Genomic DNA, 16,582 nt, shown 5'->3' with positions numbered 1-16,582 from the left:
ACGAAGTCAGTAACCATACGCACGGCAAGGCGACGTTGACGTGGTTTGAAGAGATTTTCGAAGAGTATTAGAAAGCTCGATGGACTATTCCAGATTCATTCCACTAGATTTTGAAATCAAAAAAAGTTGAGACATAGCGTCTTCAACTTTTTTACATTACTTTAACTACTGATTAAAGTGAGTTTACGTCAACTTTGATACCAACACCTTGAGTAGTTGTGATAGTCAAGTTTGTTACGTAAGTTCCTTTAGCTGTAGCTGGTTTTGCTTTTTGGATTGTTTCGTTGAAAGCTTTAAAGTTTTCAACCAATTTTTCAGCTTCAAATGATACTTTACCGATGATTGCTTGAACGTTACCTGCACGGTCAGCACGGTAAGTGATTTTACCACCTTTAGACTCTTCAACTGCTTTAGCAACATCCATTGTTACAGTACCAGTTTTAGGGTTTGGCATCAAGTTACGTGGTCCAAGGACACGTCCAAGACGTCCAACAAGAGCCATCATATCAGGTGTAGCGATAACTACGTCGAAGTCCAACCAACCGTCGTTGATTTTAGCAACAAGGTCATCTTCACCAACAAAGTCTGCACCAGCAGCTTTTGCTTCTTCAGCTTTTGCACCGCGTGCGAAAACAAGAACGCGTGAAGTTTTACCAGTACCGTTTGGCAATACCATTGCTCCACGGATTTGTTGGTCAGCTTTTTTAACGTCGATGTTCAAGTTGTAAGCAACTTCTACAGTTGCGTCAAATTTTGCAAAGTTAGTTTCTTTTGCAAGTGCTACAGCTTCTTCTACGCTGTATGCTTTTGTGCTGTCGATTTTCTCAAGAGCAGCACGAAGTTGTTTGCTTTTTTTAGCCATTTTCTATTCTCCTTGTAAGTGGTTCAATCGATTTTCATCTCCCACGTCACTCCTCGAAATGATGAAGTCTTGCGGGTTTTCAGTCTATTACTTTCCTTTTCCTACGGCCTTAAGTTCCCTTGCTGTACCCAAGTACAAGTATCAGTCACTTGCCTAGTATGAAAAGCAACTAATAGACTGCTGTGAGATTTTCTACTGTGTTATTGATTAGTCAACAACAGTGAATCCCATAGAACGAGCAGTACCTTCGATCATACGCATTGCAGACTCTACGTTTGCTGCGTTCAAATCTGGCATCTTAGTTTCTGCAATTTCTTGTACTTGTGCACGAGTAACTGTAGCAACTTTAGTTTTATTAGGTGTACTTGATCCTTTTTCAACACCTGCAGCTTTTTTCAAAAGAACAGCAGCTGGTGGTGTTTTCGTAACGAAAGTAAATGATTTATCTTCGTAAACTGAGATAACAACTGGAATAATCATCCCAGCTTGGTCAGCTGTACGAGCGTTGAACTCTTTTGTGAATCCCATGATGTTGATACCAGCTTGACCAAGAGCAGGTCCAACCGGTGGAGCTGGTGTAGCTTTACCAGCAGGGATTTGCAATTTTACAAGTTTTTCGACTTTTTTAGCCATTTTTAAATCCTCCTTTGTGGTTTTGGCGGTAATTAGAGATTTTTACCTCCCACAAGTATGCTTTTCACATACCCATCTATTATACACTATTTATCTGGAATTGCAAGAGAAAAGTTTATTTTTTAATCGACGTAATCTCCGCCTTCAAAGCCGTAATACTCTTCCAAACTGAGACCACTTGCAGCAATTTCTTTTGCTTCTTTTCCGACATAACGCAGGTGCCATTCTTCAGCCATATAGCCTGTTTCCTTTTCCTTACCTTTGAGATAACGGACAACAAAGCCATAATCAGCTGCATGATCCAAAAGCCATTGGGCTGCTTTTTCTTCTGTTACCAAATCACCATCAGTCCCAATCACATCAAAGGCCAAGCCTGTCTGGTGTTCGCTATAGCCAGGACGGGCAGAGTAACGGTCAGCTGCTGCCTTCCCATCTTGGTTGACATAATCTTGATAGAGCTTGGTCTGAGTTTCATAACTTCTAAAACCACTATAATGGTCGCTAATCGGGAAACCTGCCTCTTGCATAGCCTTGATGAGTTTGACCAACTCTGCCTTGGCTGTTGGATTTTCCCCTGGATTGTAGTCTTTCGACAATGGATAGTGTTTATTTGCTACGATGATTTCATCGTATTTCCCTTGGATGCTGTAGTAGTCTCCTTTATTGACCACTTCTGCTTTTTTCTGGGCAGTTCCTTGAGAATTACTACCGACTGTTCCATCAGCTTTAGCTGTTTGCTCTGTTTTAGCTGCTCCATCTTCATTTTTTGTTTTTTCTTGTGAACAAGCTGCCAATGTCAAGGCTAGCAAGGCTGTCAAGACAAGGTATCTTTTTTTCATTTTTACTCCTTTATTTCTAATAGTTTATCTAGTTCTGACGATAAACGTTTGACTAATTTTTCAATCTCATCAGGTTTTGCTTGGCAGGTTTCTGCTGTCATTTCTTCAAAGGGAACCCACCAGACTGGACCACGTCCCTTGAGGCCGTGACCATTCATATCACCTGTTCGTCTAGGGAAAATGTGCCAATGAAGGTGGGCATCGCCATTGCCTAGAAGCTCGATATTCATTTTCTCAGCAGTAAAGGCCTTGGCAACTGCCTCTTGGACTAAACTCATTTCCTCTAGAAAACGGAGCCTCGTTTCCTTTTCTAAATGATGCAATTCGGTGACATGTTCCTTGGCTAGAAAAAGACTATAGCCTGCAAAATACTGGTGATCTCCAATGACTACATATCCTGTTCCTAATTCTTTGACAAAATAGGGATTTTCTCCCTTCTTGATGAGCTCAATTCTCTGACAAATAAGGCACATATTAGTCTACCAATGCGCTCTTCAGATAAGCATCAACCATACGCTCTGTTGCAACCACCGAGTCAATATGAGTGCGCTCATAAGAATGACTAGACTCGATACCAGCACCGAGAAGGGCGTGTTTGACTTCTGCCCCTGCAGACATAGCTGCTGAAGCATCCGAACCATAAAATGGATAGATATCCAGCTTAAATGGAATATCTTGCTCTTTAGCCAAAGCAACCAAGTGTTGACGGAAGTCATAGTGATAAGGACCTGAAGCATCCTTGACACAGATGGATACTGTATATTCGTCTGTCTGCTGGTCATCTCCCATAGCTCCCATGTCCACAGCCAGATATTCTACTACCTGAGCAGGAATGTTAGAATTAGCACCGTGTCCCACTTCTTCAAAGACTGAAAAAGCAAAATGGGTTGTTACGGGCAATTCAATCTTCTCTTCCTTATAGATACGAAGCAGGTTAAGCAAAATCGCTGCGCTGACCTTGTCGTCCAAATGACGAGACTTGATAAAACCTGTCTCTGTCACGACAGTTCGTGGGTCAAAACTGATAAAATCACCGACCTCAATCCCCAAGGCACGAGTTTCTTTTTCATTTGTTACTTTGGCGTCCAAACGCACTTCCATATTGTCCTGCGTGCGTTCTGCAGTTCCTGCATCCTTATAGACATGGCAAGAAGTTTGGTGGATGAGGATGGTACCTGATAGCTTTTGACCTGTGCTAGCCACATGAACGGTACAGTTTTCTCCTTCAATCATGTTCCAAGGAAAACCACCGATACGGTCCATTTTGAGACGACCGTCTGGTTTGACAGCACGGACAATGGCACCCAGCGTATCTACATGGGCAGTCACATAGCGGTGTTGTTCATCTTTTTGACCTTTAATGGTCACATTGACACCGCCCTTAGCTGTGCGAACCGGCTGGTAACCAAAACCTTCTAAAGTCTTGACTAAATAGTCCGAAATCTCACGAGTGAAGCCTGTTGGCGATGCAATAGCTGTTAGTTCTTTGATATATTCTACTGTTTGATTCATTTCTTCACCTCTTTTGCTACCTATTATAACACATTTATCATCGGATAAAAAAAGAAAATCACTCCTGTAGACTTGGCTACAAAAGTGATTTTATACTCAATGAAAATCAAAGAGCAAACTAGGAAACTAGCCGCAGGCTGTACTTGAGTACGACAAGGCGACGTTGACGCGGTTTGAATTTGATTTTCGAAGAGTATTAGTGATTATTCCATTTCAAAAACATCACTTTCTTGCTTGTTTGGTAAAACCAATGAGAGCAAGATTCCAACGATGGCTGGCACCAACCATGGGAGTGAGGCCTTGGCAAAAGGAAGAACGCTAACAAGATTTGCAAAAAATTCAACCTTAAAGGAGCTTCCTAGTACGCTTGCAATGCCAATAGCTGTAACAACAGCAATTGTCAACTGCATACCTGGTTTTGAAAGAGCCACGAATTTGTTGACAATGACAATCATAACGATGGCAATCGTGATTGGGTACAAAATAACCAGCACAGGGATTGAGTACTTGATAATCGCATCAAGACCCAAATTGGCAATGACAAATCCAATCAAGGTAAAGGCTGTCGCATAAACCTTGTAGCTGATTTGTGGGAAGCGCTCATTAAAGAACTCAGCTGTTGACACAATCAAACCAACTGTTGTTGTGAAGCAGGTTACAGTAACCATAGCTGCCAGGAAGAGTTGGGCTGTTGAGCCAAAGATTTCTTGGGTGGCTTGTGACAAGATGTAAACACCTGGTGTTCCACCCTTCATAGCCTCAGCTGGTACTGGGAAATGATTTCCAAGGAAACCTAAACCAATATACAGAGCGCTGAAAGCAAGGGCTACAACGATACCAACCACCCAAATAGTCGAAATGTATTCTTTCTTACTTGAAAATCCAAGTTGTTTCAAGGTTTGAACTGCGATTACGCTAAAGGCAACTGAAGCAAGGGCGTCCAAGGTATTGTAACCTTCTAGGAAACCTGTACCAAAGGCAGAAGCTTGATAAGCAGCTGAAGCAACTTGAGGACTTGTTCCACCGTATTTGAAAGCTCCCAGAACAACCAAGATAACAATCAAAATCGCAAAGACTGGCGTTAAAATACGGCCGATACGATCCAAGATTTTTGATGGATTGAGCGAAATCAAATAGGCTGCCACAAAATAAAGAACCGTAAAGACAATCAAACCAAGCCCTTTATTTGCATCCGACAAAAGGGGGCTAATCCCTACTTCGTAAGCTGTTGTAGCAGTACGTGGGATAGCAAAGAATGGACCGATTGACAAGTAAAGAACTGAGAGGTAAAGAGTCGCAAACCAAGGCGCTATCTTTGTTGAAATCTCGTAGATATATCCTTTAGGATTTAGCGTTCCAATAATCAGAGTCAAGACGGCGATACCGACACCTGAAAAGACAAAACCTGCGATGGCAGGAAGAAAATGTTCTCCAGATAGAGCACCCAGAGAAGGCGGAAAAATCAAGTTCCCCGCACCAAAAAATATTCCAAACAGGAGCAAACCTGTTAGGGCACCTTTTTTAGCCATGAAAATCTCCTTTATATTTATAAAATACTGACCTAGTATATCATGAATAGGAGTATGAAAAAAGCTTCACGAAGTAAATATTGAATGTTTTCAAGATTCTTAAAAATAAGAATTATCTAAAAATAATATTCTCCTACCTAAATCACACCAAGTAGGAGAAAATTCTTATGTTTAGAGTTCTTCAAAGGCAGTCATACCACCTTGGACATTGATAACCTCATAACTTTGTTCAGCTAGAAATTGGCAAGCACGCGCCGATCTCATTCCAGATTTACAAATAACATAATGTAACTGGTCCTTGTCCAATTGATCATAGGTATCAGTCAGTTGACTCAGAGGAAGATTCTGAGCACCTTCTAAATGAAGAGCTTCAAACTCATCCACTTCTCTCACATCCACTAAAGAAAGTTGCTCATTTTGGTAAAGCTGGTAAAATGCGTCAAAGGTTATTTCTTTCATTCTTTTTCTCCTAATACTCTTCGAAAATCTCTTCAAACCACGTCAGCGTCGCCTTACAATAGGTATGGTTACTGACTTCGTCAGTTCTATCCACAACCTCAAAGCTGTACTTTGAGCAACCTGCGGCTAGCTTCCTAGTTTGCTCTTTGATTTTCATTGACTATAAAATGGTTTTAATTCTTTTTTTCAAATCTGGCACCACTTCTGACTCAAACCAAGGATTTTTGGCCATCCAGATTTGATTTCGTGGTGAGGGGTGAACTAGTGGAAAATAGGTTGGCAGATAGTCTTTATAGTGTTTCACCCTCTCCGTTACCTTCCCACTGATTTTCTCCTGTAAATAGTAGGCTTGGGCATATTGCCCAATCAAGAGGGTTAACTGAATATCAGGCAATTCCTGTAAGAGCTGCGGATGCCATTTTTCTGCAAAACCTGCTCGCGGCGGTAAATCACCTGACTTACCATGCCCTGGAAAGTAGAAATCCATAGGCAAAACAGCAAAATAACCTGAATTATAAAAGGTATCTTCATCCACACCTAGCCAATCCCGCAAGCGGTCACCACTTTTATCTTTCCAGTAAAGGCTTGCTTCTTGAGTTTTAAGTCCCGGAGCCTGACCGATGATATTGATGCGAGCAGTTTTTGGCGCTGCAAAGAGAGGCTCAATGCCACGCTCTGTATAGCTGGCATTCTGCGAATCCGCCGTGATAGCCTGTTTGATTCTTTCGATTTGAGACATCTACTTTCCCTCCAAAAAGAAGTCCAAGCATAAGATCTCAGACTTCTATCGTTTTATTTGATCAATTCGTAAATAGCTTCGGCATAAATTGCTGCTGCTCGGAAGAGATCGTCCAAGGCGATAAATTCATTGGCTTGGTGCATGGTGTCAATAGAGTCTGGGAACATGGCACCGTAGGCAACACCTCGTTCTAGCAAGCGACCAAAGGTACCACCACCGATGACTTGCTCGTGACCTTTAAGACCAGTTTGTTTTTCATAAACATTCAACAAGGTTTGCACAAGTGGATCTTCCATTGGCACATAGTGAGGCGTATGACCATGTTCAGAAAGGCTAACAGAAGCAACCGGCAAGTTTTCAAGGATTGACTTGATTTGCTCTGGACTTGTTCCTTTTGGATAGCGGATATTAAGGGCAATGGTATTATCAGCGCTTGTTTCATCAAAGCGGAAGACGCCTGCATTCATAGAAAGAGCACCCATCTTTTCATCCACATGAGCAATCTTGAGACTTTCACCTTCATGGTCGTTCAATAGAATTTTTCCAGCGATGTCAAGGTAGTCTTTTGCTGGACCAGCAAAGTCAAACTGGCTAAGGAAGAGGGCTAGGTAAGTCGCACCATTGATACCTGAAGCAGGCATAGCACCGTGGGCTGATTTACCAATGATCGTCACCTTGTATTGGCCAGCTTCTTCTTGAAGTTCTCCTCTAAGTTTGTGTTCTGCAACAAAGGCATCTAGTTTAGCTTGCAAGTCAGCCAAATCTCCTGAAACAACAGCTGTTGCTGATTCAGGCACCATGTTTTCACGTAAACCACCTGTGAAGCTGTGAAGACGAGCTGCACCTGTATTTTCTCCTGCAAAGTGAAGGTATTCCGTGATATTTCCTTTTTCACCATTGATGATAGGGAATTCAGCGTCTGGAGAGAAACCGAAGTCTGGTTTGGCAAGTCCTACGTGCTCGAAGTAGTAGTCCATGTCTGCCCAGCCTGATTCTTCGTCTGTTCCGACGATGAAGCGAACTTTTTTAGAAGTTGGAAGGCCCAATTCTTTGATGATTTTCAAACCATAGTAACAAGCTGTTGTAGGTCCCTTGTCATCTGAAGCACCACGCGCATAAAGGCGACCGTCTTTGATAGTCGGTGTGTAAGGATCTGTGTCCCAACCGCTACCAGCTGGCACCACGTCCATGTGAGCAAAGATTCCGAGAACTTCTTCTCCATCACCAAACTCAAAATGTCCTGCGTAGTTGTCAACATTTTTAGTTGGGTAGCCATCGCGGTCTGCGATTTCAAGGAATTTTTCCAAAGCTTTGACCGGCCCAGGCCCAAATGGATGCTCAGCATCAACTTTGCTGTCATCACGTTCTGAGTTGATTTCCAAAAGGCTAAACAAGTCAGCCAAGAGGTCTTCTTTGCGTTTTTCTACTTCTGCTGTAAAATCAATTGCTGTCATTTTTTCTTCTTTCTATCTTTTCTCGATGATTTCATCTACTGGCAAGCGGTAGCTTGGTTCCAATTTTTCGTCTGTATAACCCACTGTGATCAAGAGTTCTGGGCGGAAACGGTCTTCGATTTCCAAAACTTCATTAACTTTTGATTTGTCAAAACCAAGGATAATGTTGGAACCAATCCCTTGGTCTGTCAGAGCAAGAACCAAGTTCATAGCAACCAAACCTGCATTGAGGGCTAGGTAGTCGCTGACTTGTTGCTCACTGTAACGGGCAAACTCAGCTGGCAGATTTTTCATAAAATATTGAAGTTGCTCTTCAGAAAAGTTATTAGCACCACCAACACGGGCAATCTTACGAGCACGTTTGGCTAAGTCCGTATCTGTAAACAAGGCAATGGTTACAGGCGCTGATGATACCTGCTCAAAGTTTGAACCATAAGCCAACTTTGCCAGTTCAGCATTTTTCTCACGAACAACTACAAATTTCCAAGGCTGGCTGTTGTGGGCGCTTGGCGCCAAGGTTGCAATTTCGATAGCCGTACGCACATCTTTTGGATCAACTGGCTTATCAGTGAAATGCTTGGTCGCATGACGTTTTTTGTTTAATTCAAGAAATTTCATAATCGATTTCCTTTTCTAATTCTACTGCTTCCATTCTACCATAATTTGAAAGAGCTTGCAGGGATTTTTCATGATTAAGTTTTTCTATCACAGACATAAAAGATATATATTGGTTTATCAGGAACATTTCTGATAAACTAGCAAGTACTTTACATTTGAATGGAGACAGTATGAAAAAATTTAGCCTATTACTAGCTATCCTACCATTTTTGGTTGCCTGTGGGAATCAAGCTACACCCAAAGAGACTAGCGCTCAAAAGACAATCGTCCTTGCTACAGCTGGCGACGTGCCGCCATTTGACTACGAAGACAAGGGAAATCTGACAGGCTTCGATATCGAAGTTCTAAAAGCAGTGGATGAAAAACTCAGCGACTACGAGATTCAATTCCAAAGAACTGCCTGGGAAAGTATCTTCCCTGGACTTGATTCTGGTCACTATCAAGCAGCTGCCAATAACTTGAGTTACACAAAAGAGCGTGCTGAAAAATACCTATACTCGCTTCCGATTTCCAACAATCCCCTCGTCCTTGTTAGCAACAAGAAAAATCCTTTGACTTCTCTTGATCAAATTGCTGGCAAAACAACGCAAGAGGATACCGGAACTTCAAACGCTCAATTCATCAATAACTGGAATCAGAAACACACTGACAATCCTGCTACTATCGATTTTTCTGGTGAAGATATCGGTAAACGAATCCTAGACCTTGCTAACGGTGAATTTGATTTCCTAGTCTTTGACAAGGTATCCGTTCAAAAGATCATCAAGGACCGCGACCTAGATCTCTCAGTTGTTGATTTACCTTCTGTCGATAGCCCCAACAATTATATTGTTTTCTCAAGCGACCAAAAAGAGTTTAAAGAACAATTTGATAAAGCACTCAAAGAACTCTACCAAGACGGAACACTCGAAAAACTCAGCAATACCTATCTAGGTGGTTCTTATCTCCCAGATCAATCTCAGTTACAATAAGATATACTAAAAGCGATTGGACGAGCCAATCGTTTTTAATTTGCATTGGTTATTTTAGGAAACTCTTACAAAAAATCAAAAAAATTCTTCACATCTTCTACATACCCATGCTTTTCTATTAAGCTTGCTAATAATTCCAGATTGTGTCCCTGATAGTTATCTTCACGACGTAGTTCTTCATACATTTCGATAAAGGGAAGCCCCTGAGACTTAGCCAATTCCAACTCCGCTTCGTAGTCATAAGCAACTTTACGAAATAGGATATTTACCAATTCCCCATCTTCAATTTCTATCACGGCATACTGGGCACGGTGATTTTTTAACGCATCCCAATTAAAATAGGGCATGCCAATCGACCCTGGATTGATGATTTGTTGCCCTTGACTGCCGTAACGAAGCAACTGCTTGTGGACATGACCATAGACTGCCACGTCGGTTTCCTCATCTAGGAGTTGGTCAAATTTCTCTGTATCATTCTCAACTAGCAAGTCACCACCATAGTTTTTGTCAGGTAAATTATGAGAGATAGAAAAGCGCAATCCGTCAATTTCTTTCTTTTCCAGCAAAGGCAAGCTTCGTAGCCAGACAATCGTTGCAGGATCCATTCGCTCCATCAAAAACTGGGTCAATCGCATGAGCTGGATTTCTTTTGGATGTTCCAAACCGTATTGCCCATCCAAGACCTCAAGGACACAATCATCCCAATTGCCTCGAACACTGGCTATGATAGGAAGGTCCTTTAGCAGGGCGACCAAGTCATTTGCACCTGGACCAGGTAGAAAAATATCTCCCAGAATCCAATATTCACTGACTCCTTGGGTTTTAGCATCTGCAATCACTGCTTCTAAGGCTGTCGCATTGCCATGAATATCTGATAAAATTGCGATTTTATGGTTCATGATGGTCTCCTTCTGTTTGATAATCTACTCTTTCTTCTGCCACTTGAGGCAAGGTTTCTGTTTCCTGCGAGTTCAACTTCCTCTGCACAGCTTCTGCAACGACTCTAGGCACACCGACTTCGACAATCTCATCCACACTTGCTTCCTTGATTTTGGTCAGAGACTTGAAGTGCCTCATGAGATTTTGCTTGCGTTTAGGTCCCAGACCGTCAATCCCATCCAATTGTGATGAAAAGGAATTTTTGGAGCGCAGTTGGCGATGGAAAGTGATAGCAAAGCGGTGCACCTCATCTTGGATACGTTGGAGGAGGAAAAATTCCTGAGAATTACGAGACAAGTCCACCACTTCCAGCGGATCTCCAAAGAGCAATTCATGAGTTTGGTGCTTATCATTCTTTTGCAGACCTGCAATGGGAATATCCAAGCCCAGTTCCTCTTGGATGACTTGCTTGGCGATATTGACTTGACCTTGTCCCCCATCAATGACAATCAAATCTGGAGGAGTCAAACCTTCTCGTTGTACTCGACCATAACGTCTGCGAATAACCTCACGCATACTGGCATAGTCGTCTGGTCCAACCACAGTCTTGATTTTATACTTACGATAATCTTTTTTACTTGGTTTGCCGTTGACAAAGACCACCATAGCTGAAACAGGACTAGTCCCCATGATGTTGGAATTATCGAAGGACTCGATGCGAACTGGAGTCGGAATTTGGAGCAAACGTCCTAGATTTTCAATAGCTCCTTGGGTCTTTTCGACTGATTTTTCTAGCAGGTTAAATTTCTGCTCCAGACTAACACGTGCATTTTTTATGGCTAGATTGACCAGCTGTTTTTTCTCTCCACGTTGGGGTTGGAGAATCTTGGTATCCACCAAAGCCTTGACAGCTTCTTCGTCAATATCCTGCGGAATCAGTACCTCATTGGGAACTAGATGAGATTTTTCTTGATAGAATTGTCCTACATAGGTCAAAAAATCCTCATCTGGATCATTGAAGTAGGGGAATAGATTGACATCGCGCTCGATGAGCTTGCCCTGACGAACAAAGAAAACTTGCACACACATCCAGCCCTTATCCACATAGTAGCCAAAGACATCGCGATTTTGGAGATCCTTAGCCATGACCCGTTGCTTGGTTCGAAGCGTTCCAATAGCCTGAATCAGGTCACGGTATTCCGCCGCACGTTCAAACTCCATAGTCTGAGCCGCCGCTGCCATTTTGCCCTTGAGGTTATCAATGATTTTATCATCTTGGCCTTTCAGAAAATCAGAAACCTCCTGAGCCATAGACTTGAAATAGTCCTCATCCTTCTTACAGATGGTGTGGCTCATGCATTGGCCGATATGGTAGTAAAAACAGACCTTAGACGGTGGATTGGTACACTTACGAAAAGGGAAAATCCGATCCAGTAGTCGCTTGATTTCATTGGCCGCCCCCACATCTGGATAGGGACCAAAGTAGAGACCTCCGTCCTTCTTGACCTGACGAGTGATAATCAAGCGTGGATAGCGCTCATTAGTGATTTTGATGAAGGGATAGGACTTGTCATCCTTGAGCATGATATTGTATTTAGGCTTATTTTCCTTAATCAGGTTGATTTCTAGGAGAAGTGCCTCAATATTAGACTCCGTAACGATAAATTCAAAATCTACAATTTCAGACACCAAAGCCTCTGTTTTGGTATCATGACTTCCACGGAAATAGGACCGCACGCGGTTACGCAGATTTTTAGCCTTTCCTACATAGATAATGGTGCCGTTTTTATCCTTGTGAATGTAACAACCAGGGCTGGTCGGCAAGAGCTCTAGTTTTGATTTAATCAAGTTGTTCATAGTTCCATTATAGCAAAAAAGTAGGGAAAAATAGTCCCCTACTCATTGGTCTCATATAATTTTCGAAGTCTTTCAACATCCTCTTCCTGGATACCATAAAAAGAACCTGCTGGTTGCATGACAGAGTTCTCATCTGTATGGTCCAAGCCAATCGCATGACCTAACTCATGTTCTGCCGTATGGACAAGGCGTTCATAGGAATAGCCATAGTATGGATTGGACAAATAATAATGATTCAAGCGCACCGTTACGGACAAGAATTGCCCTGTTAAGAGATTAGTTTGACTTTCCGCCTCTCCTGCCACAGGAGTGCCTCCGTCGTTCATCTCCGTAGCCGTAATATCCGCCTTACTAGACTCAGTCACGAGTTCAAAGTTAAAAGCACCAGTTTGATTCCAGTTCTGGATTGCTTCTACATAAGCCTCTTGAAAGCGTGAATCCATCTGCGGATCCAGGTAAATACGAGCAGAGGCCTGTGGCCACCTTCCTTCAGAATGCTGGTGACTATCTGTCTGGCTTAACTTAGGCAGTTGCCCTGTTTTCTCCCATTGGTCAATACTTTGTTGACCAATTTTTACTGACCGTTCTGCTTGCTTTAGCGCTCCTTGAAAATCCCCGTTCAGATACCAGAGAAGTCCGAAAGCAAGCACACATAAAAGCACAACTATCCAAACCAGACGCCAAAACAAACGCCACACAAAAGAAAAGAAAGCCCCTATCAAACGAAAAAGCCAGCGCATGTCTCTCCACCTTTCTAGCAAATAAAAATTATTTTACTAAAAGAAGCTAAAAGAAAGCTAAATACTGACTTTTTCACCTTAACGTCCTACTATTTTTTTGAGTAACTGGATAGCTTTGTATTTTAAAGGAGATGGATGGTAACGGAAAGTACCTGCTTTGCGTACAATATAGCCATTAAAATTCTGTTTAAAACGCAAAACACCATCACTTCCATCAAAAATCCCTTGAATGCCTAGGAAGTTGTATTTAGGTATTCCACGTTTTATGCTTTCCAACATAACATATTTTTGAAGCAGTGCAGGGGAATAGAATTTATTAAACTCAGTGTAGGAACCACTAAAGAGGTAAGTCGTTTCCTGAGGCATATAAACAAATAAACTCCCGGCTAAAACAATATCTTCTTCTCCATATTTTTCAATCAAGTCTCGCGCTTCTGCTTTTCGAACTTCAAATGTTTCAAATTGACTAGAATATTCTCTCAGTTGATTTTGTTTTTTCTCAGAATGAGGATTTTTACTCAAATCAAGTCGCAACTTGTCCAAGTTTTCTTCTAGTTTACTTTGTTCACCTTGCAATTTGCTCATATAGTCCGAAAAATTTAAGCTTGCTATGAGAAACTCCGCTTGTTCTCCAAAAGTATCATAAAAATGCTCATAATATTCTAAACTTTTATCACTATATTCTCTACGTTCAGAGGTTTCTTTTGTTATATTCTTAAAAATCGATAGTTCTTCACGTTTTAACTTTTTCAACCGAATGCCAAAGGTTTCAGCCTTTTTCACCAAGGGTTTACCCTTTTTGCTAAAACTTTTAAGCAAACTCTTTTCAGTTAATTCAGTTAAATCTTTATAGTATAACCAATCTGGTTCTCCACCTGGGTAACCTGTTGTTAAGCCATCAAATTGATAACCTAAATCAGTTAAACCTTGAATAATACTTTTTTTCTCAGCATCTATTGGATTACCTTGGCTATCAAAAGTTTGATAAGTTTCATAAGGTTTTACAAGCAACTCTAATACACCATTTTGCTTGGCATATTCTTTTAACTCTGCATAAAAAACTGGAAGAGCATCTTGTTGGGTATAAATTGGCCCCGAATTGAGTTCCATATGCAGACCACCCAGCATGGGCAAGCTATAAACCAGAGCTGCAACTTGAATTTCTCCTTCTTGTTTCAAAGCAAGATAAACAATTCGAGCCCCTCTTTTTTCTAGCAAATCCCCCATCTGGACAGATTGCATAAAGGAACGAGAAGAAACCTGATCAGAATAAGTCTGAAACTCTTCTTTCGTGAGTGTTGTTAGTGCCATATACTTACTTTCTATGTTTTTTTCTTAATGTTTTACGGAAATCAAGAGCAAGTCTTAACAGAGGATAGAGAGGATGAGTGGGCATTGTAAATTCACCCAAGTATTCTTCAATCGTTGGATTAAATTTTTCCTTAAAATGATAAAGTCCACCATTGAGAGAGTTTTCAACACCACCTAAATTTTGCCAGACCATACCTCGCTCAAAGGCATAGCGAGCCGTTTCATACCATGTTAAAATTGGTGCATTGTAACGTTTAAAATCATCATCCATACCAGCATATATATTAACAGAGGTAGTACCAAATTCCAAACTCAAAGTAGCCGCTAAAGGAACTCTCGCTTGACCTACATCTATATATTCCTGCAAGAAGGTCAATTCCTCTAACAAACGTTCTTTTTCCTTCTTCTGCGCTTCTACTTTTGAAGTTCGAGTCGACTCAGTAAACGTCTCTTCCAAGGCTCTATTTTTCGCTAACTGTTCTTCTAATTCTTGCGAACGTTTAGAAACATCCAAGGTGGCCAAGGTGATATAGGCCTTGTCCTTAAAATTATCTAACAATTTTTTATAATAGGCTTCATTCCTCAAATGAATCTCTTTTCGCTTCTCAGTTTTTTTCATCAACTCCGAAAATGAATCTAATAGTTCCAGTCCACCATATTGAATCTCAAGCCCTTTGTTTCGTGCTGTTCGAATAGCCTGTTTTGTTGACTTGGAAAGTTTATCTTCTTCAAAATTTTCCTTGTATATTTTCGCCTGAATACGAGGTTGAATGGTGTCTCCCATTTCCTCCGTTTTTCCTGACCACCTTACTCCCATTTGTTGCAAACTATCAATAATAGCCAGATTTTCAGGAAATTCTGTCTTTTCCTGATTGATTAAACTTTGAGATAGGCAAATACTTGGGTCAAAAGTCACAAAAACCGCTCTCTTACTGCGAGCATAGGACTTAATAGACTGAATGGCAAAATTCAAGAGTTCTTTATCCCCATAATCCAATATAGGTCCTCTTGGGATGTAAAACATTTTATAGCCTAGCGGAAGAGTTCTAATCAAAATACTAGCTGTCGCCAGTAATTTTTCTTCCCTGTAAACACCAAACTTCTCATGTTGCCAATTAGACTTAACTTCCTCCCAAGCACTACTTTGTAATACATTGGCTAATTCATGTTCTTTGACAAACTGATCATATTCTAATGTGGGAATGCCAATTTGATAACGGTACATTTCCTACTCTCTTTCCTCCAATATCTTATTACTATTCTACTACTTTCGTTTGAAAAGTCTAGTGAAAACAGACTTCCATCATTGTTTTGAAGCCAAGAATAACTATAGATAGTGGTTCATTTATAAAAAACTAACTCAATCTCTCTTCTAATTTGAAATCGATTGGCAGGGTTGCTAGAAACCGTTCCAATTGTTTTTCCCAATAATACCACTCGTGAGTTCCAGCGCTATGGCTATAGGTCACATCAAAACCTAATTTTTTGAAATTTTTCACTGCTAGATTATTGGCTTCATACAAGAAATCCTGTTCGCCACACCACGCCCAAAGTTTGGTATTTTTATCCGATTTTTTAGCCAGACTTTCAAGAGAATAGGGACTAGTTGTCCAGTCTCTAATCTCTCCAAAAACACCTCTCCAGTAGGCTGGACTTCCCAGATTTTGGCTCTCAGGAGAAAAATCTTGAAAGCTGAGAGCACCTGAAAAACTAGCTGCATGAGAAAAACGATTTGTCGCAAGAGCCAATTTGAAACAGCCGTAGCCTCCCATGGAGAGACCAGCGATAAAGGTCTTTTCACGCTTACTAGTCATATTAGGGAAGAAGCGTTTCAGAACCTGTGGCAATTCCTCTGCTAGAGCTGTGTAATAGTCAAAACCATACTGGGTATCAGTGTACCAACCGTTGCTGGTATTGGGCATGACGACGATGAGATTAGTCCCCTGAAGCAAGCGTTCTACATTGGTCCGTTTGAGCCAACTATTATGATTGCCAGACATCCCGTGCAAGAGGTACAAGACGGGAATATCTTGACACTCTGGTTCTTCCACTCGATTGGCATCAGGGTAGAGGACATTCACTCCCCACTCCATATCCAAAACTTGTGAGTAATACTCGATTTTCATTACTGCCATGATTTTCTCCTTCTATTTTCCGATAAGAAAAAGCCGAAACTAGA

The 16,582-nt window shown here is 41.3% G+C and carries 18 protein-coding genes; 1 reads left to right on the top strand and 17 read right to left on the bottom strand.

All coding sequences use genetic code 11. The annotated features are described in order from the left end of the window. Positions 1–172: 172 nt before the first annotated feature. The 11 genes from rplA to HT671_RS06820 form a co-directional block, all read right to left on the bottom strand. On the bottom strand, positions 173–862 hold the full coding sequence (gene rplA / locus HT671_RS06870; protein WP_001085675.1) for a 50S ribosomal protein L1: 690 nt from the start codon (positions 860–862) through the stop codon (positions 173–175). A 207-nt stretch (positions 863–1,069) separates the two neighbouring features. Then, positions 1,070–1,495 (bottom strand): 50S ribosomal protein L11, encoded by a 426-nt coding sequence (rplK, locus tag HT671_RS06865; RefSeq protein ID WP_001085812.1) that lies wholly within the window; start codon positions 1,493–1,495, stop codon positions 1,070–1,072. A gap of 122 nt (positions 1,496–1,617) precedes the next feature. Beyond that, positions 1,618–2,334 carry an LD-carboxypeptidase LdcB/DacB gene (gene ldcB, locus HT671_RS06860; RefSeq protein ID WP_023936566.1) on the bottom strand — a complete coding sequence of 239 codons (717 nt, stop codon included), beginning with the start codon at positions 2,332–2,334 and terminating at the stop codon, positions 1,618–1,620. Positions 2,335–2,336: 2 nt separating this feature from the next. After that, positions 2,337–2,807, bottom strand: coding sequence for an HIT family protein (locus HT671_RS06855; protein WP_138703018.1), 471 nt, complete (start codon positions 2,805–2,807; stop codon positions 2,337–2,339). Between the two features lies 1 nt (position 2,808). Further along, entirely contained in the window at positions 2,809–3,846 is a 1,038-nt protein-coding gene (locus HT671_RS06850) for a M42 family metallopeptidase (RefSeq protein WP_100104474.1), read from the bottom strand. 203 nt (positions 3,847–4,049) lie between these two features. Beyond that, positions 4,050–5,375 (bottom strand): branched-chain amino acid transport system II carrier protein, encoded by a 1,326-nt coding sequence (brnQ, locus tag HT671_RS06845; RefSeq protein WP_166735343.1) that lies wholly within the window; start codon positions 5,373–5,375, stop codon positions 4,050–4,052. A gap of 171 nt (positions 5,376–5,546) precedes the next feature. Continuing rightward, complete coding sequence (locus tag HT671_RS06840) at positions 5,547–5,834, bottom strand: rhodanese-like domain-containing protein (RefSeq protein WP_138703016.1); 288 nt, start codon at positions 5,832–5,834, stop codon at positions 5,547–5,549. Positions 5,835–5,844: 10 nt separating this feature from the next. Next, positions 5,845–5,991 carry a hypothetical protein gene (locus tag HT671_RS11665; protein WP_240153268.1) on the bottom strand — a complete coding sequence of 49 codons (147 nt, stop codon included), beginning with the start codon at positions 5,989–5,991 and terminating at the stop codon, positions 5,845–5,847. A 3-nt stretch (positions 5,992–5,994) separates the two neighbouring features. Then, a complete protein-coding gene (locus tag HT671_RS06830) occupies positions 5,995–6,573 on the bottom strand; it encodes a uracil-DNA glycosylase family protein (protein WP_138703015.1) in 579 nt (192 codons plus the stop codon). Positions 6,574–6,626: 53 nt separating this feature from the next. Then, complete coding sequence (gene pepV / locus HT671_RS06825; RefSeq protein WP_138703014.1) at positions 6,627–8,027, bottom strand: dipeptidase PepV; 1,401 nt, start codon at positions 8,025–8,027, stop codon at positions 6,627–6,629. 12 nt (positions 8,028–8,039) lie between these two features. After that, on the bottom strand, positions 8,040–8,645 hold the full coding sequence (locus HT671_RS06820; RefSeq protein WP_000670173.1) for a nitroreductase family protein: 606 nt from the start codon (positions 8,643–8,645) through the stop codon (positions 8,040–8,042). Between the two features lie 170 nt (positions 8,646–8,815). Between HT671_RS06820 and HT671_RS06815 the strand changes: the two genes are divergently transcribed. Then, entirely contained in the window at positions 8,816–9,616 is an 801-nt protein-coding gene (locus HT671_RS06815; protein WP_023940924.1) for an amino acid ABC transporter substrate-binding protein, read from the top strand. Positions 9,617–9,681: 65 nt separating this feature from the next. Here the strand turns inward: HT671_RS06815 and HT671_RS06810 are convergent, their stop codons facing one another. From HT671_RS06810 to HT671_RS06785, 6 genes are all read right to left on the bottom strand, one after another. Next, complete coding sequence (locus tag HT671_RS06810; RefSeq protein WP_138703013.1) at positions 9,682–10,515, bottom strand: metallophosphoesterase family protein; 834 nt, start codon at positions 10,513–10,515, stop codon at positions 9,682–9,684. Then, entirely contained in the window at positions 10,505–12,352 is a 1,848-nt protein-coding gene (gene uvrC / locus HT671_RS06805) for an excinuclease ABC subunit UvrC (protein ID WP_138703012.1), read from the bottom strand. The genes HT671_RS06810 and uvrC overlap by 11 nt, the downstream gene beginning before the upstream one ends. Positions 12,353–12,390: 38 nt before the next feature. Next, a complete protein-coding gene (locus HT671_RS06800) occupies positions 12,391–13,092 on the bottom strand; it encodes a M57 family metalloprotease (protein WP_172923097.1) in 702 nt (233 codons plus the stop codon). 78 nt (positions 13,093–13,170) lie between these two features. Beyond that, positions 13,171–14,403, bottom strand: coding sequence for a peptidoglycan bridge formation alanyltransferase MurN (murN, locus tag HT671_RS06795; protein ID WP_172923096.1), 1,233 nt, complete (start codon positions 14,401–14,403; stop codon positions 13,171–13,173). 4 nt (positions 14,404–14,407) lie between these two features. After that, positions 14,408–15,628 carry a peptidoglycan bridge formation alanyltransferase MurM gene (gene murM, locus HT671_RS06790; protein WP_000286563.1) on the bottom strand — a complete coding sequence of 407 codons (1,221 nt, stop codon included), beginning with the start codon at positions 15,626–15,628 and terminating at the stop codon, positions 14,408–14,410. 130 nt (positions 15,629–15,758) lie between these two features. Continuing rightward, entirely contained in the window at positions 15,759–16,538 is a 780-nt protein-coding gene (locus HT671_RS06785; protein WP_138700959.1) for an alpha/beta hydrolase family protein, read from the bottom strand. Positions 16,539–16,582: the final 44 nt, after the last annotated feature.

The sequence above is a fragment of the Streptococcus sp. 2741 genome, from assembly GCF_013276315.1.
In the GTDB taxonomy this organism is placed as follows: domain Bacteria; phylum Bacillota; class Bacilli; order Lactobacillales; family Streptococcaceae; genus Streptococcus; species Streptococcus pseudopneumoniae.
This window is presented reverse-complemented; position numbering and strand designations above follow the sequence as displayed.